The organism is Desulfotruncus alcoholivorax DSM 16058 (genome assembly GCF_000430885.1).
In the GTDB taxonomy this organism is placed as follows: domain Bacteria; phylum Bacillota; class Desulfotomaculia; order Desulfotomaculales; family Desulfallaceae; genus Desulfotruncus; species Desulfotruncus alcoholivorax.
In genome coordinates this window covers 121,289-143,607 of the sequence record NZ_AUMW01000006.1, presented here as the reverse complement: position 1 = coordinate 143,607, position 22,319 = coordinate 121,289, and the positions used below count along the sequence as shown (strand labels likewise).

Sequence of the window (22,319 nt, the reverse complement as noted above, 5' to 3'; positions counted from 1 at the left end):
TAAGGGAATTGATTGAGCGCGCTTTTTTTACAGGCATAATATGTTACAATTGAGATAGGTTATGCTTTATGGAGGCTGTTAAATGGAATACCTGAAAGCGTTAAAATTTAATCTAAACCTTTTTGATATTACCAGTATCATTGATATTTTAATTGTGGCCTTTGTTATATACCGGCTGATGATGCTTATCCGGGGAACAAGGGCCGTTCAGCTGATCAAGGGCATGGTGGTGCTGCTGGTTGCCACCGCGGCGAGCAGTTTGCTTAACCTTAACACCGTGCACTGGCTGTTAAAACAGACCATGACCGCGCTGGTGGTCGCACTGCCTATCGTTTTCCAGCCCGAGCTGCGCCGCGCCCTGGAAAAACTGGGTGGCGGCAATTTCTTCGCCCGCCCCCTGACCCAAATGGCCGAAGGTGACTTGAGCGCGCTGATTAACGAGGTGCTGCGGGCAGTGCAAAAAATGTCCGCCACCAGAACGGGCGCGCTGATAGTGCTTGAGCGGGGCACCGGTCTGGAGGAATTTATTGACACCGGGATCAGGGTGGATGGCCTGGTTACCGCAGAATTGCTGGAGAATATCTTTATCCCCAAATCGCCGCTGCATGACGGTGCGGCCATCATCAGGGGGGACAGGCTGCAGGCTGCCGCCTGCGTGCTGCCGCTTTCCGAAAGCAGGGAGCTTGGCAGAGAATTGGGCACCAGGCACCGGGCCGCGGTTGGCCTGTCGGAACAATCCGACGCGCTGGCGGTGGTGGTATCAGAGGAAACCGGTAATGTATCCATGGCTGTGGAAGGCACTCTTTACAGGCGTCTAAACGAGACCGGCCTGCGAGAACTCCTGGTGAAGTTTTTGCAGCCGGGGCAATCCAAGAAAAGAGCCCTGTCTTCCCTCTGGCAGTGGAGGTGATATTGATTGACCTTTAAGTGGAGAGACAACTCTGTTAGAATACTGGCTCTGTTTATTGCCATTATACTGTGGGTGTATGTGACCAACGAGCAAAACCCCGTGACCGACCTCAGCTATAATATTCCCCTGGAGGCTAACCGGCCTGAAGGATTTATCATTAAAGGGCTGCCCAAAACAATTAACGTTAGAGTTAAGGGGACCCGGTCCGTAGTTGGCGCGCTGCAAAGAATGGATTTTACAGCCCGCGTTAATCTTTCAGGCATCAGTGAAGTTGGTGAACAGGAAGTTCCGGTACAGCTGTCTTCACCCCCGGGGGTGGAAGTTCTGCAGGTTACCCCGCAGGTAATCCGCGTTCAGGTAGATAAAATAGTGACTAAAACTGTTCCTGTCGTGGTCAGCCTGAAAGGCGATGTATCGGACGGACAGCAGGCGGGCGAGCCCGTTTTGAAACCGGCGCTAGTTTCCATCCGGGGGCCGGGTAAGGTTCTCGACCAAATTAAACAGCTGGAAGTAACCGTAGACGTTAACGGCGCTAAAGATACCCTGGAGAGGGTGGTGCCTGTGGGAACGGGAGCGGAAGGTGTGACGGTAACTCCGGACCGGGTTTCCGTGACTGTTCCGGTCACAAACATGCCGTCAAAAACCATACCGGTAAGAATACGATTAACCGGCGAGCCCGCCGCAGGTTATACCGTAAGTGAAGTAACGGCACAGCCACTTAACGTGCAGGTTACGGCAAATGATGAGATATTAAATAACCTCATTGCCGTCAGCACTATGGCCGTTGATGTTACCGGCATTGCCTCGGATATCGAAAAAGAGGCGGTATTAATGATGCCGGACGGGGTTAGACAGTTAAAGCCGGACAGGGTACGTATTATTGTTAAGATATCGCCGGCGGAAGGGGAACAACAGCCTCCTCCCGGAAATAAGACTCCGGGTGAAGGAGGCACCCAACCGGAAACGCAGGGCGATCGCAAACAGGCCGGTAGCGGCTAATAGGAAAGGGGACACACCTCCTTCGGAGGAATGTCCCCAATAATGAATGTCCCCAATAAGGTGGATACCCGGGTTTTATTATTTCATGATAGCTTCGAGCAAAGCACTGAGCTTGTTATTGAACTCGTCCGGTGCCATTGTTTCTCTATGATTAATTTCCGGCAAAACACCAATAACCGGCAGTTTAAAATCCTGCCCCACTTTTTCCGGGAGCTCCTCTATGGCGGTTGGTTCTCTGTTAAACAGCAGCTTAAATTTTTCCACCGGGAAGTGCACATCTTGTGCATCCCAGAGGAAATTTCTCAGCGCCTGCACATTATATCTAAAGGTATCAACAACTAAAACGGGATAATCAGATTCCTCCAGAATCATATAATTGAAGCTGGAGGAATCATTTCCCATGTCAAAAATCACAACTTCGAAATCACTTTGCCTGATGGAATCGTAAATAATCTTAATTTCATAAAAAATGTTGCCGTAATAAGGCAGCTTGGGATTGGTATTGGTAGCCAGAACGGTAAGCCCGGACATGTGCTTTTGTAAAAACGGTTGCCAGTTTGCTTGATCGTATTCGATGTTGATAATTGAAGTTTTTCTGCTTTTGCGGTAGATGTCTTCACACCAGTTGCTGATATTGGGGTACGGGTCCAGTTGCAGTCTTTTGGTGACATCGCCGTCATGGATGTCCAGGTCTACCAACAGAGTTTTATAACCTTTTTTCCGGCTGATCAACGCCATTTCTTCTGCAATTGTTGTTTTGCCGCTTTGCCGCGCTACACCATATATTGAGATTATTTTCATGTAATATAAAACTCCTTTTACCTTATTTAGTAATTTTAACATATTATAATATGCTTTTCAGTAACAAGAAAGGGTTAATTGTAACATTTTTCACAGGAGTTTAAAAAATGTACAAAGAAACGGTTTTGGCTATCGATGTAGGCACCCAAAGTGTACGTGCTTTAGCCTTTAATCCCGGCGGTCATTTGATTGATCAGGTCAGGGTGTTGTATTCAGAACCATACCGGTCTCCCCGGCCAGGCTGGGCTGAACAGGAGCCCGGCTATTACTGGCAGCGCCTGGCTGAAGCCTGCCGCAAGCTATGGGGGCAGGGCTTGGTAGATCCCACAGTATTGGCAGCGGTTGCCCTTACCTCCCAGCGGGCAACCATGGTCAACCTGGACCGCAACGGCGACCCACTGCGGCCGGCCATTGTCTGGCTGGACCAGCGCCGCGCCAGAAAATTGCCTTCGTTGGGCGTTTTATGGAGTTTGGCATTCCGGTTAGCCGGCCTGGGCGGAACGCTGAACTATCTGCGGGCCGAGGCCGAAGCCAACTGGCTGCGGGAGCACCAGCCGGCAATTTGGGAAAAAACAGCCCACTATCTTTTTCTTTCCGGCTACCTTACATACAGACTGACTGGCAGATTTGTTGATTCAAAAGGCTGTCAGGTTGGTTACATACCCTTCGACTACCGCAAGCAAACCTGGCCCCCCGCCACCCACTGGAAATGGCGTGCCATTCCAGTACCGCGGGAGTTTTTCCCCGAGCTGGTGCCTCCGGGACAGCAATTGGGGGAAATTACAGCGGAGGCTTCTGCCGTAACCGGGCTGCCGGAAGGTTTGCCGGTGATAGCGGCGGCCTCGGACAAGGCTTGCGAAGTTTTGGGGTCAGGCTGCCTGGAGCCCCACCAGGGCTGTATTGGCTACGGAACCACGGCTACCATTAACGTAAATTCGGCCAAATACATTGAACCTATTCCGTTGATACCGCCTTATCCCAGTGCCTGCCCGGGAGAATATAACCTTGAAGTGCAGATATACCGCGGGTTTTGGATGGTGTCCTGGTTTAAGGAAGAATTTGCCTGGCAGGAGCAGGCTTTATCCCGCCAATCAGGCGTGCCGGTGGAGGAATTGCTGGACCGGCTGGCGGCCAAGGTGCGCCCCGGGTCAATGGGCCTGGTGCTGCAGCCTTTCTGGTCCCCCGGCTTAAGGCATCCCGGACCGGAAGCAAAAGGGGCTGTAATCGGTTTCGGCGGAGCGCATACCAGGGCCCACCTGTACAGGGCCATACTGGAAGGGCTGGCCTATGCGGTTCGCGAAGGCCGGGAAAGAATTGAAAAGAGAACTAAAATACCGGTAACGGAAATTAAGGTTTGTGGTGGCGGTTCAAGAAGCGATCAAATGATGCAGATAACTGCTGATGTTTTCGGGCTGCCCGCTGTCCGGCCGGCGATTTTTGAAGCTTCGGGCCTGGGGGCTGCCATGCTGGCGGCAGTTGGTTCCGGGCTCCATGCGGACCTGGAAACGGCCGTCAGTGAGATGACCAGGCCAGGTAGGGTATACCAGCCCAACCGGGAATCAGCCAAAATATATGACCAGCTTTACCGTAAGGTATACAGCCGCATGTATCGTAAGCTGCTTCCCGCGTATAAGGATATCTGCGATATTACCAATTACCCTGAAACGCCTTCAGGTAAACGGTAAACTGTAAAAGTGTAAGAAAAGCGTAAGTATTAAAAGCCGAATGGATTTAGTGCGGAACTTTAAAGTAATAAATCAATGCAGCGATAGCTAAAAAAGTGAAAGCAATGGTGAGTCTGACCCTTTCCGACACAGCAAACACCTCCGCTTATATTTTAACTTGAAGCAGGACAAAGCTCAAGTTTCAGCGCCTGTCATTGCGAGGAGTGAAACGACGTGGCAATCTCACACTTGAGATTGCTTCGCTGCGCTCGTAATGACAATTCATTCTTTTGCATAAAATATTTTTTAAAAAAATGAAAATTGATAAAAAAAATTAAAAGGATTTTTAGGTTCAGTGAAGAATGTTAAATACCGTAGTTGTGTAATGTAAAATTGAGTTTTATATTGTAAAACGGAGTTGGTTTGTAAATGAATTCCTCGAAATCTTCTGATAGAATCGTGCAGTCTGTAGAACGTGCTTTAAAAATATTAGAGGCGTTGGGCGATAGCGGTGGCAGTATGAGTATCAATGAAATCAGTGAACAGGTGGGCCTTCATAAAAGTACAGTCCACAGACTGTTGGGCACCCTGGGATCGAAGGGCTTTGTTCAACAAGAGGCGTTAACAATGCGCTACAAGCTGGGTGTCAAAGTGTTAGAACTGAGCAATAAAATGCTGAGTAGCCTTGATGTTTGGAAAGAGGCTCTTCCGTATATGCAGCGTCTTGCAAATACCACCGGAGAGGCTATTCACCTGGCTATTATTAATGACTATGAGGTTGTATATATAGGGAAAGTGGAAGGTACAAGCTCTATACCCATGTACTCCCAGATAGGGAAGCGAGCACCTGTACATTGTACGGCTGTAGGAAAGGTGATATTGTCTCACTTTGCGGAAGATGATATGCGTTATATTATCAGTAAGAAGGGCCTGACGGCAAAAACGGAGCGTACTATTGTGGATGTAAATCAATTTTTAAATCATTTGGAGGAGATTCGTAAACGCGGCTATGCAATTGATGATGAAGAGCATGAGATCGGTATTCGGTGCGTAGCTGCTCCCATCAGGGATTACAGATGTCAGGTAATTGCCGCCCTGAGCATTACTGGCTCTGTTAATCGTCTTTCCAGGGAACGGATTTCAGAAATGGCGAATCAGGTCAGGGAAGCTGCTAATTTGATTTCTAGAAGATTAGGATGTTCGATTGAAATGTTAAATTGATATTTATTTTTATTATTTATAATATAAAACCACGTTTTATATTATAAAACCTAGTATTTAATTATATTTAGGAGGTTCTTAATCAATGCTTAGATTTGAACAACATGAAGCCGTGGCTGAGATAGTTATTGACAATCCTCCCTTAAATATTTTGGATGAAGCTGTTCGGACGGAATTGATGCATTTGTTCGAAAAGGTCAAGGAAAAAAAGGACGTACGTGTTCTTATAATCAAAAGCGAAGGTTCAAGGGCTTTTTCCGTAGGGTCAAATTTACGGGAGTTTCCCCTGGAACAGGGTGTAGCCGGCGGGAGGGCCAAGGTTATTTTTGAACAGCAACTACACGATCTTCTAGAATCTTTGCCTCAGGTTACTATAGCAGTTCTAAAAGGTTTCGTGTTGGGTGGTGGGTGTGAATTAATGATGCCCTGTGATTTGCGAATTGCTTCTGAGGATGCAATTTTTGGATTCCCGGAAGTAAAGGTGGGGGGATTCCCCTGTTCGGGAGGGACTCAAAGATTGTTGCGGTTGGTTGGAATCAGCAAGGCGAAGGAATTGCTTTTGTTGGGGCACCAAATTACCGCTGGAGAAGCAGAAAAGTTGGGTCTAGTGAACAAGGTTGTTCCTGTAGCAAACCTGGAACAAGAGGTTTCCCTTTGGGTTAAACAACTCCTTAACCTTCCGTGGCAATCATTAAAGGCTATTAAGCGTTGCGTGAATGCCGGCGCCGTGGATTCAGTCAGGGGGAAAGAGATGGAAATTGAAGAGTATGAAAAGGTGTTTGTGACCTGGGACATGCGGGAAGGCATCAATGCCTTTTTGGAAAAAAGGGACCCTAAATTCCGTCATTGTTAACCAACCAACACCTATAAGCTTTTTGGGGTGGTTCACAGTTTAAACTTTGGAGAGGAACAAGTTAATGATTAACTCCCTGATCTGGCTGATCAGCCTCGGACATACTGTGGTGGACCTCTGTCAGGGTATTCTTTCCATTCTCATGCCGCGCTTGGCTGAAAATTTTAATTTAAGCTATTTCCAAGTAGGTCTGATTTCAATGGCGTTTACGTTGAGTTCGGCCATTGCGCAGCCGTTGTTTGGAGCATTAAGCGATCGTTTTTCCATCCCTTGGCTAATACCGGCGGGTTTGATATTATCGGGCATCGGCCTATCGTTGACAGGGTTGGTTCCCTCCTATAATTGGTTGCTGTTTGTTGTGTTAATGTGCGGTTTGGGAGTTGCAATATATCATCCGGAAGGGTCGAAACTTACTAACCGTTGCAGCCCAAGACGGCAAAAGAGTCTGGGCATGGCTATATTTTCTTCCGGCGGCAATCTTGGCCTTGGAATTGGTCCCGCGTTAGCGATCTTTATTCTTGGAATTGGAGGGCTAAGATCAACTTGGGGTTTGGTATTTCCGGGACTTTTAATCGCTTTGCCTTTTTTGTTCCTTATGCCCGGGATAAAATGCGTCACCAATGATAATGGTGGACCGACAACTTTAAAGGTTCAAATTAACAAGGTAAAGAAAACCAATTTACTATCATTGTTATTACTGTTGCTTTATATTACCGTTCGTTCCTGGATCCAATCCGTGATGTTAAGTTACCTTCCCTTCTATTTTACGCAGGTTAAAGGGGGTTCAGAAGATTATGCCGGGGGTGTATTAAGTCTTTATCTGGTAGCAGGAGCGGTGGGAACTGTTATCGGCGGTCCAATAGCCGATCGATGGGGCCCGCGGTCATTGTTTATTGGTTCCATGGCCGTAGCGTTGTTTACTACAGCCCCTTTTCTCTGGACTGAAGGCTGGCCCGTATTTGTTTTTGCGGCTTTATCCGGAGCCGGTCTTGCGGCTAACTTCGGACCGGGCGTTGTTTTCGGGCAGTACCTTATGCCTCATAACCTGGGATTGGCATCGGGGCTTACCCTGGGATTTTCGGTGGGCATGGGTAGTATAGGGGTGGCCGTTTTGGGTGTGGTAGCCGACCGGTGGGGTCTGGTTGCAGCCATGGGAATTATTTGCCTGCTGCCGGTGGTTGCTATAGCTACGTCACTTTTGCTGCCTGATGTAAAGGGGACGACCGTTTCCGGGGAGGGCGAGTAGTTCTATATTTTGCACAATATCCCGGTTCGGGAGCGGTTATAGTTGGGGAGTATGTTCTTAAATTTTGGATAGCGGTTAGGAGGGAGAACATGGCTGGAAAACTTTTTAACGAGTGGGTGGTTGGAGATGAGTATATCACTCCAGGGCGGACTATCACGGAAACCGATGTAGTAATGTTTGCAGCCTTAAGCGGTGACTATAACGAGTTGCACACTAGCAAGGAATATATGAAAAAGAGCGAGTTTGGGGAAAGGATTGTTCATGGCCTTTTGGGACTGGCGATATCACATGGCCTTTTGTTTCGTACCGGCATTCTTGAAGGGACCGGAATAGCGTTTTTGGGTATAGAATCCTGGCAATTTAAAGCTCCAATTTTTTTCGGTGATACCGTTTATGTCAAGGTAAAAGTGGTTGAAAAAAGGCCAAGTAAAAGCAAACCGGATCGAGGAATCATTAAGGTCTTAGTTCAGTTGATTAAACAGGACGGTACAATCACCCAGGAAGGCATTAAAACACTAATGATTAAGCAAAAAAGCCGGTAGAATTTATTTGTGATACAAATAAAACCCGGTTTTACAATCAAAAACTAAAATGCAATAAAACATTACATTAGGAGTGTGGTGAAGTTTATAGAAAAAACAATGAGTATTATTGTTCTGTAAATCAGATTAACCGGGAATACTGGTGAAACATTGGTTCGGGTGAGGGAAACTACAAGGCCTTTGTGAAGGTCTGGGATGTGCTTTGGAAATATTGAATGATTGGTATTTAAATGCAAAACGCAGTTTCATAATGCAAAATTGGAGGTAGTCACAATGCAATTTAATCTTAGTGAAGAACAAAAAATGATTCAAACAATGGCGAGGGATTTCGCCCGAAATGAAGTGGAACCTCTTGCAGCACAAATTGACGCAGAAGATGTATTCCCTGATGAACTATATCAAAATATGGCGGAAGTTGGCTTGCTCTGCATGACTATCCCGGCCGAATACAGCGGGCCGGAGGCTGATATGGTGTCTTATTGTTTGGCTCTTGAGGAACTGGCATATGCTTCGGCGGCTACGGCAAACTTAAACCTCTTAACCATGCAGATGGCCGAGTTTTTATATCGTTTTGGCACCGAAGAACAGAAAAAAAAGTTTATCCCTCCTTTGCTAAATGGAGAAAAAATTTGTTCCATAGCGATTACTGAGCCCATGGCCGGGTCCGATGCGGCGGCAATGCAGACAACGGCGCGCCGGGTGGGGGATGAATATGTGCTGAATGGTCAAAAAGTTTTTGTTACCGCCGGGGCTATGGCCGATATGGCATTAATTTTCGCTAAAACCGATAAGGAAAAGGGCAGTAAAGGAATAAGCGTATTTCTGGTCGACACCGATACACCCGGTTTCAGCAAGGGTAAAAAAGAACAGTTACTGGGTATACGTGGTTTAGGGACCTGTGAATTTGTCCTGGAAGACTGTGTTGTGCCTGCGGAGAGATTGATTGGAACTGAAAACGGTGGATTTAAGCTGGCGATGCTTTCCCTGAACACAGGAAGGGTAGTGATTGCTACACTGGCCCTGGGAATAGCCAGGCGGGCACTGGAGGAATCAGTTGTTTATGCCGGGCAGCGTCAGCAGTTCGGGCGGCCCATTGCGGATTTCCAGGGGGTACAGTTTATGCTGGCTGATATTGATGCCGGAATCAGCAGCACTCGCTTGTTGATACATAAAGCAGCCTGGCAAAAGGATAACGGCATGGATTATTCAACAGCTGCCTCCCAGGCCAAACTTCTGGCAACCGATCTGGCGATGCGGGCTGCAACCGATGCTGTTCAGATTCACGGCGGCTACGGTTATACCCGGGATTACGTGGTGGAACGGCTTTTCCGTGACGCCAAGTTGACCCAAATATATGAAGGCACGAACCAGATTCAAAGGATGATTCTGGCACGGAAGCTTTATTCAGCGAGGTGATAATAATGTCCGAAAATAAAAGTCCGTTAAAGTACATTAACATAGGTGAAATAGAGACATTCACTAAAACTATCTCTGAGTATGATGTCTATGGTTTTGCCGGTATTGTCGGTGATTTCTACGGTGTGCATCTGGATGAAGAGTTTGCTAAAAAAACTCAGTACGGGACGCGGATAGCCCAAGGTGCTTTAAGTGTGGGGTTAATCTCCACCGTGATGGGGTACATGGCCAAAAGGTTTCCATTGCCGGGGGCAGTTTCCTATCGTTATGACATTAAATTTGTCAAGCCGGTTTTTATTGGCGATACCATAACAGCCAAATTAGAATTGGCAGAAAAAGAAGAGGATAAAAGGCGTTGTATTTTTAAGGCTAGCTGTGTTAACCAGCGCGGAGAAGTGGTTGCAGAAGGTAAAACTTACATGAAGGTGCTCTTAACGGAAGCTATTTAAGCGGTTGAGTCAATGAGCTTAATCAAGATGTTTACTCCTATATATGTTGAGGAGTGCAATCGGGGACAGATTGGGGGTGAAAAGACAAAGCCCTTCCGAGGGCACAAGGGTTTGAAATTTTTCTAAAAATACCGCATAAATTAGGAGGGAAAAGTGTATGCACAATAAGAGTAAGTCAATTTTACTGGGTTTCTTGATTTTGCTGTTAACTTTAAGTTTGGTGGCTTGCAGCAGCGGCGGTTCAGGACAATCTAATCAAGGCAGTGGGGATAAACCTGAGTTTGTTTTAAAGTTTGGACATGACCAGGCGCCGGATCACGCTTATAACCAGGCAGCGGTATGGTTTGCCAAGGAAGTGAACAAAAGAACCGATGGCCGGGTTAAAATTGACGTCTTCCCCAATGCTCAGTTGGGTGAAGAATCCACTATGCTGGACAGCCTGAAGATGGGCACACTTGATTTTTGCATTACGTCAACATCAAATGCTTCCAGCCACGTGCCTCAGATGGGACTGCTGAGTACTTCTTACCTGTTTAATGATGAGGACCATTTGTATAAAGTAGCTACGGACCCCGAAATTATTAACAAGTTCGATAAGCTGGTATCGGAAAAGAACTTGGGGTTTAAGCTAATCACTTTCCTGCCGAACGGTTTGCGCAGCCTTTATGCTACCCGTGAAATCAAGGGGATTAATGATGTACAGGGCATGAAAGTTCGTGTAATGTCATCCCCCATTGAAACCAAGGTTTGGGAGGCCATTGGCACCAAACCCACCACAGTGCCTTTTAATGAAGTATATACCGCGCTTCAAACTAACCTGGTGGAAGGAGCTGAAAACACCCCTTCTTCCTACCTGACGGCGAAACACTATGAAGTAGCCCACTATTTTATTGAAACGGGACATGAATGGCTGATGTCCGAGGTATGGGTTTCCAACAAGACCTGGGAGAAACTCCCCGAAGATATCCGGCAAATAATTATGGAAACCGGAGTCGAGATGGCTCGATATGGTTTGGACAAGCAACTTGAAAACGACAACAAGGCGTTGGAGGAATTAACAAGTAAATACGGGGTAAAAGATATCAAGGTGGATGTGACTCCTTTTAAAGAAAGAGTTAAACCGCTACACGAGCAAATAGCAAAGGAACTGAAATGTGAGGATGTTCTGGCCCGGATTCAGGAATTGGGCAAGTAAGCCAGGGTTAAGCTGACTAGTAATTTGCGCTTGAAGGGTGGCACCAGCCGCCCTTCAAAACCCAGTTCTTTGGGGAAGGGAGGTTTACGGTATGGGAATTAATAAAAAGAGCGATACACCACGGGGACAGGCGAAACAGGCTGTAGCCAAGTTAACTGCTTTAGGTGACATCCTGGAAAAAATGCAAACGGCAATAGGCATTTTTTTACTGGCTTTCTTTTTAACTGTTGTCCTGGTAGACGTAATTATGCGTGAATCGGGTCATCCCGTTGTTTGGCTGGAGGATGTGGCACGATTTGCCTTTATGTGGACGATTTTTTTCGGAGCGGCTATTGGATTGCGTCAGGGAACGCACTATCGTATTGAGTTGTTTATTGGGAATAAGTTTCTAACGCCATTTGTTTTCCTCTGTCAAGCTGTTTTTATCCTTGTTTTAACCGTTTACGGATATCAATTTGCCATGATGGGTTTGGAAAGGGTGGCCATGCCCTCCGGTATTCCAATATTCTATTCGGCTGTTTCCATCCCCTTGGCGAGCATTTTTATGATGTATTACCTGGTAGAATCCATTATAGATTGGATTAAAGTGCAAAGGGGAGGATAAGAATGTTCCTAATTTCTGTTCTTTTTACAGGATTTTTTATCTTGTGTTTGCTGGGAGTCCCAATTGCCTTTTCCCTAGCCCTCTCGGCGATGGTTACCGGCCTGTTGGCAGGAATATCACCCCTGGTGGTGGTGCAAAACATGTTTACAGGCGTTGATAGTTATACCCTACTGGCTGTGCCCCTATTTATGCTTGTAGGCGAGATTATGGATAAAGGATCCATAACTGAGCGTCTGGTTGTTTTTTCCCGCAGTTTGGTGGGGCACATCCGTGGCGGCTTGGGACACGTTACTGTTTTTGCGAATATGCTGATGTCTGGTATTTCCGGATCAGGTACCGCGGATGCTGCGGCTTTAGGAAGCATCTTAATTCCGGCAATGAAAAAAGAAGGTTACCCAAGTGAAATGGCTGTGGCGGTAAATGCATCGGCAGCTACCATGGGTCCGATTATTCCGCCCAGTATCATCATGGTGGTATACGGTGCATATGGTGGTGTTTCCATAGCCGGTTTGTTTCTGGGTGGCGCGCTTCCGGGCATAATCGTTGGAATAACGCTAATGCTTGTCATATATTTTTGGGCAACTGCCAAAAAGTTTCCAACTACCGCCAGAGCCACGATGAAACAAGTATTTACCAGCTTTTGGGACAGCATCTGGGCGCTACTTGTACCGTTTATTATTGTATTTGGTATTATTGGCGGATTATTTACCGCCACGGAAAGTGCCATGATTGCGGTAGTATATTCCCTTTTAGTTTCAGTATTTATTTATCGTACATTGAACTGGCGGATCTCTTATGAAGCTTTTAAAAAATCACTGGTGGCGCTGGCCAATCCCCTGCTGGCAGTGGCAGGGGCGGGTGCTTTCGGTTATATCATGGCTTACCTGCAGGTTCCAAATTTAATCGTTGATTTGGCGGGGCCCGTAACCGACAGCACTTATGCGACCTTAATTTTTATTGCTGTTTTATATTTGGTTTTGGGAACCTTCATGGATGCTATTCCCGCAGTAGTAATTTTTCTTCCCGTAGTTCAAAAAATGATTGCTGAGGCGGGACTCAATCCCGTTCATGTTGGCGTACTGGTTACGGTAGTGCTCTGTTTTGGATTTTTGACACCCCCTTATGGATTAACATTATTATTGAGCGCCGGCATTGGCAATGTTCCGGTATTGAAGGTTGTTAGAACCCTGGTTCCTTTTTACCTGGTGATGTTATTGGTTATTGCCATATTAATTTTTTTGCCTGATGTTGTCTTGTTCCTGCCCAGGTTACTGGTTCCAACAGCTGTAGGCGGATAGACCTTGCTGAGGTGTGCTAATAATAAAAATTTAAATATAAGTGAGAAACACAACAACCGGAGGGATCGACATTGAGTAAAATATTAGATTTTGAATCGGCTGCAGGTTTGATTAAGGACGGGGATACCATTACCGCCTGTGCCTCGGCGGGGATGATGGTGCCGGAAGCTATGCTGGATGCCATTGAAAAGCGGTTTTTATCTACCGGTTCACCACGAAACTTGACAGTGTTTTTCCCGATCGCCATAGGCGATCGGATCAGTCTGCCCGGGTTGGACCACCTGGCGCACAAGGGGTTAATTAAACGGTTGATCGGCGGGTCATATGTTTTGGGGCGTTCCGACGGCAGCGGCAATAAAATTGCCCGGATGGTGTTGAACAACGAAGTTGAAGCTTATAACCTGCCTCTGGGTACTATGATGCAAATGTTACGCGATACGGCGGCGAAAAAGCCCGGTACCTTTACCGAGGTGGGGTTGAATACCTTTGTGGACCCGCGGCAGCAGGGGGGGAAATTGAACGATATTACCAAGGAAGACCTGGTTGAGCTAATTGAACTGGGAGGCCGGGAATGGTTATGGTACAAGCCGGTACCCATTGATGTTGCTTTTATCAGGGCTACCACTGCCGATGAGAACGGCAATCTTACCTTCGAGCATGAGCCAGCTACCCTGGGGATACTGGCTCAGGTCATGGCGGCCAAGAACAATGGGGGAAAAGTAATCGCCCAGGTAAAAAGGGTAACTCAAAAAGGGAGCATGAACCCCCACGCCGTCAAGGTTCCGGGCATGCTGGTGGACGCTATAGTGGTTGATCCCAACCAGATGCAGGGAACGCAGACAATGTATGATCCCTGGTTGTCCGGCGAGGTAAGGCAGCCGCTGGATCGCGTTGAGCCGATGCCTTTTTCTGCGGATAAGGTAATTGCCCGCCGGGCGTTAATGGAGTTTAAGCAAGGAATGATTATCAACCTTGGTTTCGGCATTCCGGGTAACATACCCAAGATTGCCGTGGAAGAAGGTTTTACGGATAAGGTAAGCTTTATCATCGAACAAGGTTCGTGGGGCGGTTTGCCGGTATCCGGCTTGCAATTCGGTGCATCCGCCAACCCGCAGTGCATTATAGATTCTGGGGCCCAGATGGATTTCATCGACGGGGGAGGGTTCGACCTGGCCTGTCTGGCTTTTGGAGAGGCCGACGCTGACGGGAGCGTGAATGTTAGCAAGTTGGGGCTACTGATTCCCGGTTGCGGCGGGTTTATCAATATCGTCAATAACGTCCCCAGGGTGGTTTTCTGCGGTTACTTCACCGCCGGTGGTTTGAAGGTGGAGATAGAAGACGGCAGGCTTAAAATACTTCAAGAAGGGAAATTTAATAAGTTTACCGATAAAATTGAACACATAACCTATAGCGGCGACATGATGCGGAAAAAACAAAAAGAAGTGTTATATGTAACGGAAAGGGCTGTTTTCAAACTGGTGCAAGAAGGGCTGGAAATCATTGAGGTTGCTCCCGGGATTGATGTGCAAAAGAACGTGCTCGACAAATTGACCATTCCGGTTCGGGTTGCAGCGGACCTCAGAACAATGGACCCTCGTCTGTTTCGTCCGGAACCGATGCAATTTAAGTTATAAAGTTTGGATTAATTTCTCATTTCCAGTTTGTCTAAGGTCGTACTGGATATTGGAGATATAAGAGGGGATTTCAATTATGCAGATGACAGAGCAGACCGTATTAATAGTTGGCGGGGGCGGCGCAGCCTGCCGGGCTGCAATAGAAGCGGCGGATGCCGGGGCCAGGGTGATAATGCTGTTGAAGGGCAAGCTGGGGGCAAGCGGGGCAACGGCCTACAAGGTGGCCGAAATGGCCGGTTTTAACGTGGCAGACGGCCAGGTGGATCCTGATGATACGCCGGAAGAACATTATAAAGATATTATGACTGCCGCACATGGTATGGCCGACCCAAAATTGGCGCGTTTGGTGGCGGAAGAAGCGCCTCTGGCTTTAAAAACCCTGGAGGGCTGGGGGGTGCGTTTCGAGCGGGACGGGGATAATTACCTTGAGTTCCTGAGTTGTTTTGCCAGTCGTCCTCGCACCCATGTAATTAAAGGACATGGCGAACCAATTATTCAGGCCTTAATTCCTCAGCTAAAAAAACGCAACATTATAGTTTATGAAGAATGCTTGGTAACGAACCTGTTTATTCAAGACGGCGAGTGCATAGGTGCCGGCTTTATTGATCAGGGCGGCGAATATAAGGCCATTGCCGCAGGGGCGGTGATCATGGCGACAGGTGGGGCCGGTCAGCTTTTTGACAGGAATCTTAATCCACCGGACATTTGCGGTGATGGTTACACGCTGGGATATGAAGCCGGGGCGGAACTGATCAACATGGAGTACATGCAGGCCGGAATCGGTATAATTCATCCCGTGGTCAATATTTTAAACGGCTGGGTTTGGTCTGCTCATCCACTGTTGACAAACAAATACGGTGAGGAGTTTTTGTCCAGCTACCTGCCGGAAGGGATTAAAGCGGAGGAGGTAATGGATACCCATTCCCATCACTTCCCCTTTAGTTCATCGGATAGCTCAAGGTACATTGAAGTTGCTATCCAAACCGAAATTGCAGAAGGACGCGGAACCGATCAAGGCGGGGTCAACCTGGATTTTACCCGGTTAAACGAGGATTACCTGAAAGCACTTCCGCCTGATAGCGCTTTTTGCAAGATGTGGAACATCACCCGCGAATATCTGTTATCTCGAGGAGTGGATGTGCTACGGGAACCGGTACAAATAGCCTGCTTCGGGCATGCAATTAACGGTGGTTTACGCATTAACGAGCAAGGGCGGACTTCAGTTCCAGGTCTTTACGCAGCCGGGGAGGTGGCCGGCGGGCCCCACGGCGCCGACCGTTTGGGCGGAAATATGATGGTGACCTGCCAGGTATTTGGCGCCCGGGCCGGTCGTTCTGCGGCTTTGACGGCGCTGGAGAAAAAAACCGCCGAAATTCCTGCTTCTTTGATAAACCGGGAAAAAGCCCGGCTCCAAGAACGGATAGGCAGGTCTGTTGATGTTTCCGCTCTCAAGAAAAATCTCCAGGCCAGCGCTCAAAACGGCCTATTGGTAAGGCGCAGTCAAGCCGGGCTTGAGCAGTTTATGAATACGGTTAACGAATTGCGTGATGAAATATTAAGTGCTACAACCGCACCATACCTGAGCCGTGATGTATGGGAGCTTTTAAGCCTTCTTTGCGCCGGGGAAATAATGGCCTGCGCCGCCCTTGCACGCAGGGAAAGCCGTGGTAGCCATTTCCGTACCGATTTCCCGAAGCGTGATGATGTAAGCTTTAACTTGCCCTTGGTTATCACTGGGGTGAACGGTAAGCCCGAACCTAAATTTTTAAATTTGAATAACTGTCAGTGAAATAATAAATCTGTTAATAACATAAATTCAGTGCTCAACGGAGGAATATTATGTTAAAGAAAGTAGTGACTTTTGGTGAAATAATGCTTCGCCTGTCAACACCAGGCCATTCCAAATTTATACAGGCTGATTCATTTGACGTGACTTACGGTGGCGGAGAGTCCAACGTGGCTGTTTCACTGGCTCAATTCGGCCTTAATACCTGTTATGTGACAAAAGCTCCCAATAACCCCATTGGACAATGTGCCATAAACCATGTGCGCCGTTTTGGCGTAAACACGGATTATATAGTCAGGGGTGGCGAACGTCTTGGTATTTATTTTTTGGAAAGCGGATCTGCGCAGCGTCCCTCCAAAGTAGTTTATGACCGCAGCAATTCATCAATTAGCCAGGCTGTTCCGGAAGATTTTAACTGGCGGCAAATTTTTGACGGGGCGGATTGGTTCCACTGGACAGGTATCACCCCGGCTGTCAGCGACAGTGCTGCCTGCTGTGTCCGGGAAGCCTGCAAAATAGCCAGGGAAATGGGCGTTACCATAAGCTGCGACTTGAACTACCGTAAGAAGTTGTGGACCAGGGACAAAGCCAACAAGGTGATGACCGCTCTGATGGAATACGTCGATGTATGTGTCGGCAACGAAGAAGATGCGGCGGATGTTTTTGGTATCAAGGCGGCGAATACTGATGTTACCAAAGGGAAATTGCATGCCGAAGGCTACAAAGATACAGCCAGGCAATTGATGGAAAAGTTTAATTTTAAATATGTGGCTATAACCTTAAGGGAGAGTTTTTCCGCCTCACATAATGGCTGGTCCGGATTGTTATATGACGGCAATGATTTTTACCAATCCCGTAAGTATGATATCAATCCCATTGTCGACCGGGTAGGCGGCGGAGATTCTTTTTGCGCCGGTCTTATTTATGCCTTGGTAACTGGTAAAGAGCCACAAGATGCCATTGATTTTGCGGCGGCGGCATCTTGTCTAAAACATACAATTCCGGGAGATTTTAATCTAATTACCGTTGATGAAGTTGAGCTGCTGGCCAGGGGTGATGCGAGCGGCCGGGTGCAAAGGTAAATAAGCTTTTAAAGGAGTTTTTGGTAAATGCTTAAAAAACATGAACAATTAAAAAGAATTTTAGACGTGGGAATTGTCGCCGTTATTCGGGCGGAATCCGCCGATAAGGCCATTAAAGTTATTGAAGCAGTGCGCCAGGGAGGTATTCCCGCCATAGAAGTAACGATGACGGTGCCGGGAGCCATTGATGTCATTAAGGAATTATCCCGGAATTTTAAAGAAGAAGAAATGTTGATTGGAGCAGGTACGGTGTTGGATGCCGAAACAGCCCGGGCCTGCATCCTGGCCGGAGCTCAATATATCGTCAGCCCCGGCTTAAATCCTGCCACCGTTCGTTTGTGTAACCGTTATCAAAAAATCTGTATGCCCGGTTGTGCTACAGTAACCGAAATGCTGACTGCTATGGAATTGGGGATTGACGTGGTAAAACTTTTCCCCGGTGAATTGTTTGGGCCACGGTCCATCAAGTCCTTCCGGGGTCCTCTTCCTCACGTTAATATTATGCCTACAGGCGGTGTTAATCTGGACAATGTTGATCAGTGGATTAAAGCCGGTGCGGTGGCTGTTGGTGTGGGCAGCGACATTACCAAGCAAGGCTTGGCCTCCGGAGATTTTAATCTAATCAAAGAAACAGCGCGGGCCTTTGTTGAAAAAATCGCTCAGACCCGCAGCATGCTGACCAATTAAATAATTAAGTGGATAAAGTTAGTGTAGTGATGCCACATATGAAAGAACTGTTATTAAGTAGAAAAATAGCTGCTTGTATTCGTAATTGGGAAGATTTAACCGAAGCATTAGCACACAAAAACATCGAGACAATTTTTGTATTAAGCGGGGATATCAATTATTTACCAAATCTAATTAAAAAAGCCCAGGAAGCCGGCAAGTTACTGTTGGTACACCTGGACCTTTTTGAGGGGATTGGTAAAGACCGGGCAGGTCTTCACTTTCTGACAAGATTGGGTGTAAGAGGAATAGCGACAACAAAGTCCCACCTGGCAAAAATCAGCAGGGAAGAAGGTTTATTAACAGTACAACGGGTATTTATCATGGATTCTGAATCCTTGAAGACGGCGATCAAAGTAGCAAGTCAGGTGCAACCACATGTTATAGAAGTTTTGCCTTCTACGGTGCCCGGTTATGTAATTCGTGAGTTGCAGGAGTCCTTACGTATTCCAATTTTAGCTGGAGGGTTAGTAAAAACTGAGGAAGATGTCCGTGAAGCATTAGGTAAAGGGATCAGTGCAATTAGTACAAGCCGCAGGGATTTATGGAACCTGGACCTATAATTTTTATATAGGCAGAGAAATGGAGAAAGCCGCACAAAATACAGAAACTGGTTTTTGTATTTTTTGTGCGACTTTTTTATTAGGGTAAGTTTTTACCAGTGTCACAATCTTTGGTAATTACTTTATAGCTATGGAGGAATCCCATGCGTAAAACAAAAATTGTTTGTACCATTGGACCTGCCAGCCAAAAGTTGGAGGTCATTAAAGAAATGATAAAAGCGGGTATGAATGTAGCAAGACTTAATTTTTCTCATGGTTCCCATGAGGAACATAGGCAACAGATTGCTACTATCCGCCAGGCAGCAGAAGAATTAGGTCAGAACATTGCTATCTTACTTGATACTAAAGGGCCGGAAATTAGATTAGGTGAATTTTCAAAGTCTCCTGTAATGTTAGAGACAGGTCAACAGTTTAGTTTAACCACTGAACAAGTGCTGGGTAATCAGAAAAGGGTTATGGTAACCTACCGGGACTTACCACGGAATGTTAAAAAAGGGGATCGTATCCTGGTGGATGATGGCTTGATTGAGTTAATAGTTGAGGCTGTTGAAAGTACAGAAGTATTATGCCGGGTTGTTAACGGTGGCAAATTGTCCGACCATAAAGGAGTTAATTTGCCGGGGATTCAGGTTAACTTGCCTGCGGTAACGGAAAAAGATATTGACGATATAAAATTCGGTATTACTCAGCAAGTGGATTTTATAGCTGCATCTTTTGTGCGTAAGGCATCGGATGTACTGGCTATTAGGCGTATACTGGAAGCTGAAGGTGCTAAAATTGATATTATTGCCAAGATTGAAAGCAGGGAATCTATTAATAATTTAAATGAGATTATTAAAGTTGCTGATGGCATCATGGTTGCCAGAGGTGACCTGGGGGTAGAAATTCCAGCCGAAGAGGTACCGATCATTCAAAAGCAAATAATTGCCAGATGCAATCTTGTGGGCAAACCGGTTATTATAGCCACCCAAATGTTAGACTCTATGATAAATAACCCCCGTCCCACCCGGGCGGAGGCTAGTGATGTAGCGAACGCTATCTTTGATGGAACCGATGCGGTTATGTTATCAGGGGAATCAGCAAGTGGGAAACACCCTATAGAGGCAGTGAAGACAATGGATCGAATCGCCCGGCGTGCGGAAAAGGTTTCGGTTAAGGATAGCAATCAATACAATCGGTGCACCAGTGTAACCGATGCGATTGGCCAGGCAGTTTGTGTTGTGGCAGGTCAGTTGGATGCAGCCGCTATTGTTACTATTACCGCCAGTGGTTATACTGCAAGAATGATTTCACGTTATCGTCCTAAATCTTCAATTGTAGCTGTGACATCCGATCTTGGAGTTATGCGTAGGTTGGTACTGGTTTGGGGGGTAATTCCTTTGCCGTCAGCCAAGTTAACGGTTACCGACCAGATGATCAACGAGGCTGTAAATATAGCGATGGACCACGAGGTTATTAAAGGAGGAGATTTGGTTGTGATTACTGCCGGTGTGCCCGTAGGCTTAGAGGGATCAACCAACTTAATGAAGATTCAAACCGTCGGGACGCCCGTAGCCAGGGGGGCCGGTATTTTGGCGCAGTCAGTTGTTGGAGTGGCAAGGATATGCCAAAATGCGGAGGAAGCTGCTAAGCTGGAGCCTGGCGAGATACTTGTTACAACCGGTATTGATGCAAACTTTGTTCCTTATCTAAACAATGCCGGCGCTATTTTAACCGAAGAGGGTGGTCTTACATCCCATGCCGCTATTGTGGCGGTGGAGCTTAAAATTCCAGCTGTTGTGGGGGTAGCTCAAGCTACTTCCTTATTTAAATCAGGGGAACTTATTACAGTGGATGGTCAGAGAGGGTTAATTTATAGGGGGTTTGCCCGGGTTTTATAAATTAGTTCGTTACCTGTAATAGAATTTATGATATAATAATTATTAGAAAATTATATAGAAGCCCAGGAGAATTGGAGCGGGCCAGTTGGTAGTTATATAAACTATCTCTGGTTCGTTTTTGTCTTTTACAAAAGAAATGAATTATAGGAGGAGAGGAATATCAGATGACGACTAAAATTGCAATAAATGGCTTTGGGCGTATCGGCCGGAATGTATTCCGGGCAATGCTAAAAAGAGGTTATTTAAGTGAGGGTTCTCCCATCGAAATTGTAGCTGTCAACGACCTCACCGATCCGCAAACTCTTGCGTATTTGCTGAAATATGATTCTGTTCATGGTGAATTGGATGCAGAGATTGCATGTACGAAAACCAGCATTCGGGTTAATAATATCGAAATTAAAGTCTGTGCAGAGACTGACCCCGCAAATTTACCCTGGGCCGATCTTGGCGTTGAGGTTGTAATTGAATCGACGGGTCGTTTCACTAAAGGCACCCATGCTTTCAAACATATTGAGGCCGGGGCTAAAAAAGTAGTTATTTCCGCACCTGGTAATGGAGTGGACGCTACCATTGTTATGGGGGTAAACAATCATACCTATGATCCAGCCAGCCACCATATAATTTCCAATGCTTCTTGTACCACTAATTGTTTAGCTCCGCTTGCCAAAGTACTTCATGATAAATTCGGTATCGTTAAGGGCCTTATGACAACTGTACACTCGTATACCAACGATCAGCGCATTTTAGACTTACCTCATAAAGACCTGCGGCGTGCCCGTGCCGCCGGTCAGTCTATCATTCCTACCACAACCGGTGCTGCTAAGGCAGTAGCACAGGTTTTACCTGAATTGAAAGGTAAGCTCAACGGTTTAGCTATGCGGGTCCCCACACCCAATGTATCAGTTGTGGACCTGGTGGCTGAGTTAGCCGAGACGGTCACTGCCGAAGAGGTTAATGCTGTTTTAAAGGAAGCTGCCGAAGGCTCTTTAAAGGGAATCATGGATTTCAATTCACTACCGCTGGTCTCCAAAGATTTTAACGGTAACCCTCATTCATCCATTATTGACGGCTTGTCCACTATGGTAATTGAAGGGAATATGGTCAAGGTTGTTTCTTGGTATGATAACGAGTGGGGTTATTCTAACCGTGTACTTGATTTGACACTGATGATTGCCGAAAGAGGTTGCTAAGTCCTTGCAAACTATTTTGATCCAGGGTTGTTTAAGAATCATTGGTAAAGCTGGCAAAATAAAAATAAAGTGATGCGGAAGCTAAAAGATTGAGCATAAAACTGAGAAAAACCATTGCCATTCCCCCTGCTTTATCTTATCCTTTATTAAAACATTATTTGGGAGATTCCTCTTGATTCTAAAAGTAGATCCACAGTTACCAAATATAATCTATATTTTGGGGACATTCTTCCGACCCTAATCTGCGACCATATGAAGGA

At 46.6% G+C, this 22,319-nt stretch carries 20 protein-coding genes; 19 read left to right on the top strand and 1 reads right to left on the bottom strand.

Annotated features, from left to right (window positions below):
• Positions 1-82: 82 nt before the first annotated feature.
• Entirely contained in the window at positions 83-910 is an 828-nt protein-coding gene (gene cdaA, locus H569_RS0104175) for a diadenylate cyclase CdaA (RefSeq protein ID WP_027363973.1), read from the top strand.
• Between the two features lie 6 nt (positions 911-916).
• A complete protein-coding gene (locus tag H569_RS19130; protein WP_051273231.1) occupies positions 917-1,909 on the top strand; it encodes a CdaR family protein in 993 nt (330 codons plus the stop codon).
• A gap of 78 nt (positions 1,910-1,987) precedes the next feature.
• Here H569_RS19130 and H569_RS0104165 read toward each other — a convergent pair whose 3' ends face one another.
• Positions 1,988-2,710 carry an AAA family ATPase gene (locus tag H569_RS0104165; protein WP_027363972.1) on the bottom strand — a complete coding sequence of 241 codons (723 nt, stop codon included), beginning with the start codon at positions 2,708-2,710 and terminating at the stop codon, positions 1,988-1,990.
• Between the two features lie 107 nt (positions 2,711-2,817).
• Here H569_RS0104165 and H569_RS0104160 point away from each other — a divergent pair, with 107 nt between their 5' ends.
• The 17 genes from H569_RS0104160 to gap all read left to right on the top strand — a co-directional run bounded on the left by H569_RS0104160 (position 2,818) and on the right by gap (position 22,059).
• Positions 2,818-4,395, top strand: coding sequence for an FGGY-family carbohydrate kinase (locus H569_RS0104160; protein WP_027363971.1), 1,578 nt, complete (start codon positions 2,818-2,820; stop codon positions 4,393-4,395).
• Between the two features lie 408 nt (positions 4,396-4,803).
• Complete coding sequence (locus H569_RS0104155) at positions 4,804-5,595, top strand: IclR family transcriptional regulator (RefSeq protein ID WP_027363970.1); 792 nt, start codon at positions 4,804-4,806, stop codon at positions 5,593-5,595.
• Positions 5,596-5,680: 85 nt separating this feature from the next.
• Entirely contained in the window at positions 5,681-6,448 is a 768-nt protein-coding gene (locus H569_RS0104150; protein ID WP_027363969.1) for an enoyl-CoA hydratase/isomerase family protein, read from the top strand.
• Positions 6,449-6,512: 64 nt separating this feature from the next.
• Entirely contained in the window at positions 6,513-7,694 is a 1,182-nt protein-coding gene (locus H569_RS0104145) for an MFS transporter (RefSeq protein ID WP_027363968.1), read from the top strand.
• Positions 7,695-7,783: 89 nt separating this feature from the next.
• A complete protein-coding gene (locus H569_RS0104140) occupies positions 7,784-8,236 on the top strand; it encodes a MaoC/PaaZ C-terminal domain-containing protein (protein WP_027363967.1) in 453 nt (150 codons plus the stop codon).
• A 273-nt stretch (positions 8,237-8,509) separates the two neighbouring features.
• A complete protein-coding gene (locus tag H569_RS0104135; protein WP_027363966.1) occupies positions 8,510-9,652 on the top strand; it encodes an acyl-CoA dehydrogenase family protein in 1,143 nt (380 codons plus the stop codon).
• Between the two features lie 5 nt (positions 9,653-9,657).
• Positions 9,658-10,101, top strand: a complete 444-nt coding sequence (locus tag H569_RS0104130) for a MaoC family dehydratase (protein ID WP_051273229.1) — start codon at positions 9,658-9,660, stop codon at positions 10,099-10,101.
• A gap of 157 nt (positions 10,102-10,258) precedes the next feature.
• On the top strand, positions 10,259-11,296 hold the full coding sequence (locus H569_RS0104125) for a TRAP transporter substrate-binding protein (protein WP_027363964.1): 1,038 nt from the start codon (positions 10,259-10,261) through the stop codon (positions 11,294-11,296).
• A gap of 91 nt (positions 11,297-11,387) precedes the next feature.
• Positions 11,388-11,900, top strand: coding sequence for a TRAP transporter small permease (locus tag H569_RS0104120; RefSeq protein WP_027363963.1), 513 nt, complete (start codon positions 11,388-11,390; stop codon positions 11,898-11,900).
• A gap of 2 nt (positions 11,901-11,902) precedes the next feature.
• Complete coding sequence (locus tag H569_RS0104115; protein WP_027363962.1) at positions 11,903-13,198, top strand: TRAP transporter large permease; 1,296 nt, start codon at positions 11,903-11,905, stop codon at positions 13,196-13,198.
• Between the two features lie 71 nt (positions 13,199-13,269).
• Positions 13,270-14,832, top strand: a complete 1,563-nt coding sequence (locus H569_RS0104110) for an acyl CoA:acetate/3-ketoacid CoA transferase (RefSeq protein ID WP_027363961.1) — start codon at positions 13,270-13,272, stop codon at positions 14,830-14,832.
• 76 nt (positions 14,833-14,908) lie between these two features.
• Positions 14,909-16,621: an FAD-binding protein gene (locus tag H569_RS19125; protein ID WP_081410870.1), complete on the top strand. Its 1,713-nt coding sequence runs from the start codon at positions 14,909-14,911 to the stop codon at positions 16,619-16,621.
• Between the two features lie 50 nt (positions 16,622-16,671).
• Entirely contained in the window at positions 16,672-17,700 is a 1,029-nt protein-coding gene (locus tag H569_RS0104100; protein ID WP_027363960.1) for a sugar kinase, read from the top strand.
• Between the two features lie 27 nt (positions 17,701-17,727).
• Complete coding sequence (locus H569_RS0104095) at positions 17,728-18,387, top strand: bifunctional 2-keto-4-hydroxyglutarate aldolase/2-keto-3-deoxy-6-phosphogluconate aldolase (RefSeq protein WP_027363959.1); 660 nt, start codon at positions 17,728-17,730, stop codon at positions 18,385-18,387.
• Between the two features lie 38 nt (positions 18,388-18,425).
• Positions 18,426-18,989 carry a glycerol-3-phosphate responsive antiterminator gene (locus tag H569_RS0104090; RefSeq protein ID WP_407638022.1) on the top strand — a complete coding sequence of 188 codons (564 nt, stop codon included), beginning with the start codon at positions 18,426-18,428 and terminating at the stop codon, positions 18,987-18,989.
• Between the two features lie 143 nt (positions 18,990-19,132).
• Positions 19,133-20,869 carry a pyruvate kinase gene (gene pyk / locus H569_RS0104085; RefSeq protein ID WP_027363957.1) on the top strand — a complete coding sequence of 579 codons (1,737 nt, stop codon included), beginning with the start codon at positions 19,133-19,135 and terminating at the stop codon, positions 20,867-20,869.
• A 164-nt stretch (positions 20,870-21,033) separates the two neighbouring features.
• Entirely contained in the window at positions 21,034-22,059 is a 1,026-nt protein-coding gene (gap, locus tag H569_RS0104080) for a type I glyceraldehyde-3-phosphate dehydrogenase (RefSeq protein WP_027363956.1), read from the top strand.
• Positions 22,060-22,319 lie beyond the last annotated feature (260 nt).

Coding starts and splice junctions, on each gene's coding strand:
- H569_RS0104125 (WP_027363964.1), top strand. CDS start 10,259: ATGCACAATAAGAGTAAGTCAATTTTACTGGGTTTCTTGATTTTGCTG.
- H569_RS0104115 (WP_027363962.1), top strand. CDS start 11,903: ATGTTCCTAATTTCTGTTCTTTTTACAGGATTTTTTATCTTGTGTTTG.
- pyk (WP_027363957.1), top strand. CDS start 19,133: ATGCGTAAAACAAAAATTGTTTGTACCATTGGACCTGCCAGCCAAAAG.
- H569_RS19125 (WP_081410870.1), top strand. CDS start 14,909: ATGCAGATGACAGAGCAGACCGTATTAATAGTTGGCGGGGGCGGCGCA.
- H569_RS0104090 (WP_407638022.1), top strand. CDS start 18,426: ATGAAAGAACTGTTATTAAGTAGAAAAATAGCTGCTTGTATTCGTAAT.
- H569_RS0104145 (WP_027363968.1), top strand. CDS start 6,513: ATGATTAACTCCCTGATCTGGCTGATCAGCCTCGGACATACTGTGGTG.
- cdaA (WP_027363973.1), top strand. CDS start 83: ATGGAATACCTGAAAGCGTTAAAATTTAATCTAAACCTTTTTGATATT.
- H569_RS0104165 (WP_027363972.1), bottom strand. CDS start 2,710: ATGAAAATAATCTCAATATATGGTGTAGCGCGGCAAAGCGGCAAAACA.
- H569_RS0104160 (WP_027363971.1), top strand. CDS start 2,818: ATGTACAAAGAAACGGTTTTGGCTATCGATGTAGGCACCCAAAGTGTA.
- H569_RS0104135 (WP_027363966.1), top strand. CDS start 8,510: ATGCAATTTAATCTTAGTGAAGAACAAAAAATGATTCAAACAATGGCG.
- H569_RS0104130 (WP_051273229.1), top strand. CDS start 9,658: ATGTCCGAAAATAAAAGTCCGTTAAAGTACATTAACATAGGTGAAATA.
- H569_RS0104095 (WP_027363959.1), top strand. CDS start 17,728: ATGCTTAAAAAACATGAACAATTAAAAAGAATTTTAGACGTGGGAATT.
- H569_RS0104150 (WP_027363969.1), top strand. CDS start 5,681: ATGCTTAGATTTGAACAACATGAAGCCGTGGCTGAGATAGTTATTGAC.
- H569_RS0104120 (WP_027363963.1), top strand. CDS start 11,388: ATGGGAATTAATAAAAAGAGCGATACACCACGGGGACAGGCGAAACAG.
- H569_RS0104140 (WP_027363967.1), top strand. CDS start 7,784: ATGGCTGGAAAACTTTTTAACGAGTGGGTGGTTGGAGATGAGTATATC.
- H569_RS0104155 (WP_027363970.1), top strand. CDS start 4,804: ATGAATTCCTCGAAATCTTCTGATAGAATCGTGCAGTCTGTAGAACGT.
- H569_RS0104100 (WP_027363960.1), top strand. CDS start 16,672: ATGTTAAAGAAAGTAGTGACTTTTGGTGAAATAATGCTTCGCCTGTCA.
- gap (WP_027363956.1), top strand. CDS start 21,034: ATGACGACTAAAATTGCAATAAATGGCTTTGGGCGTATCGGCCGGAAT.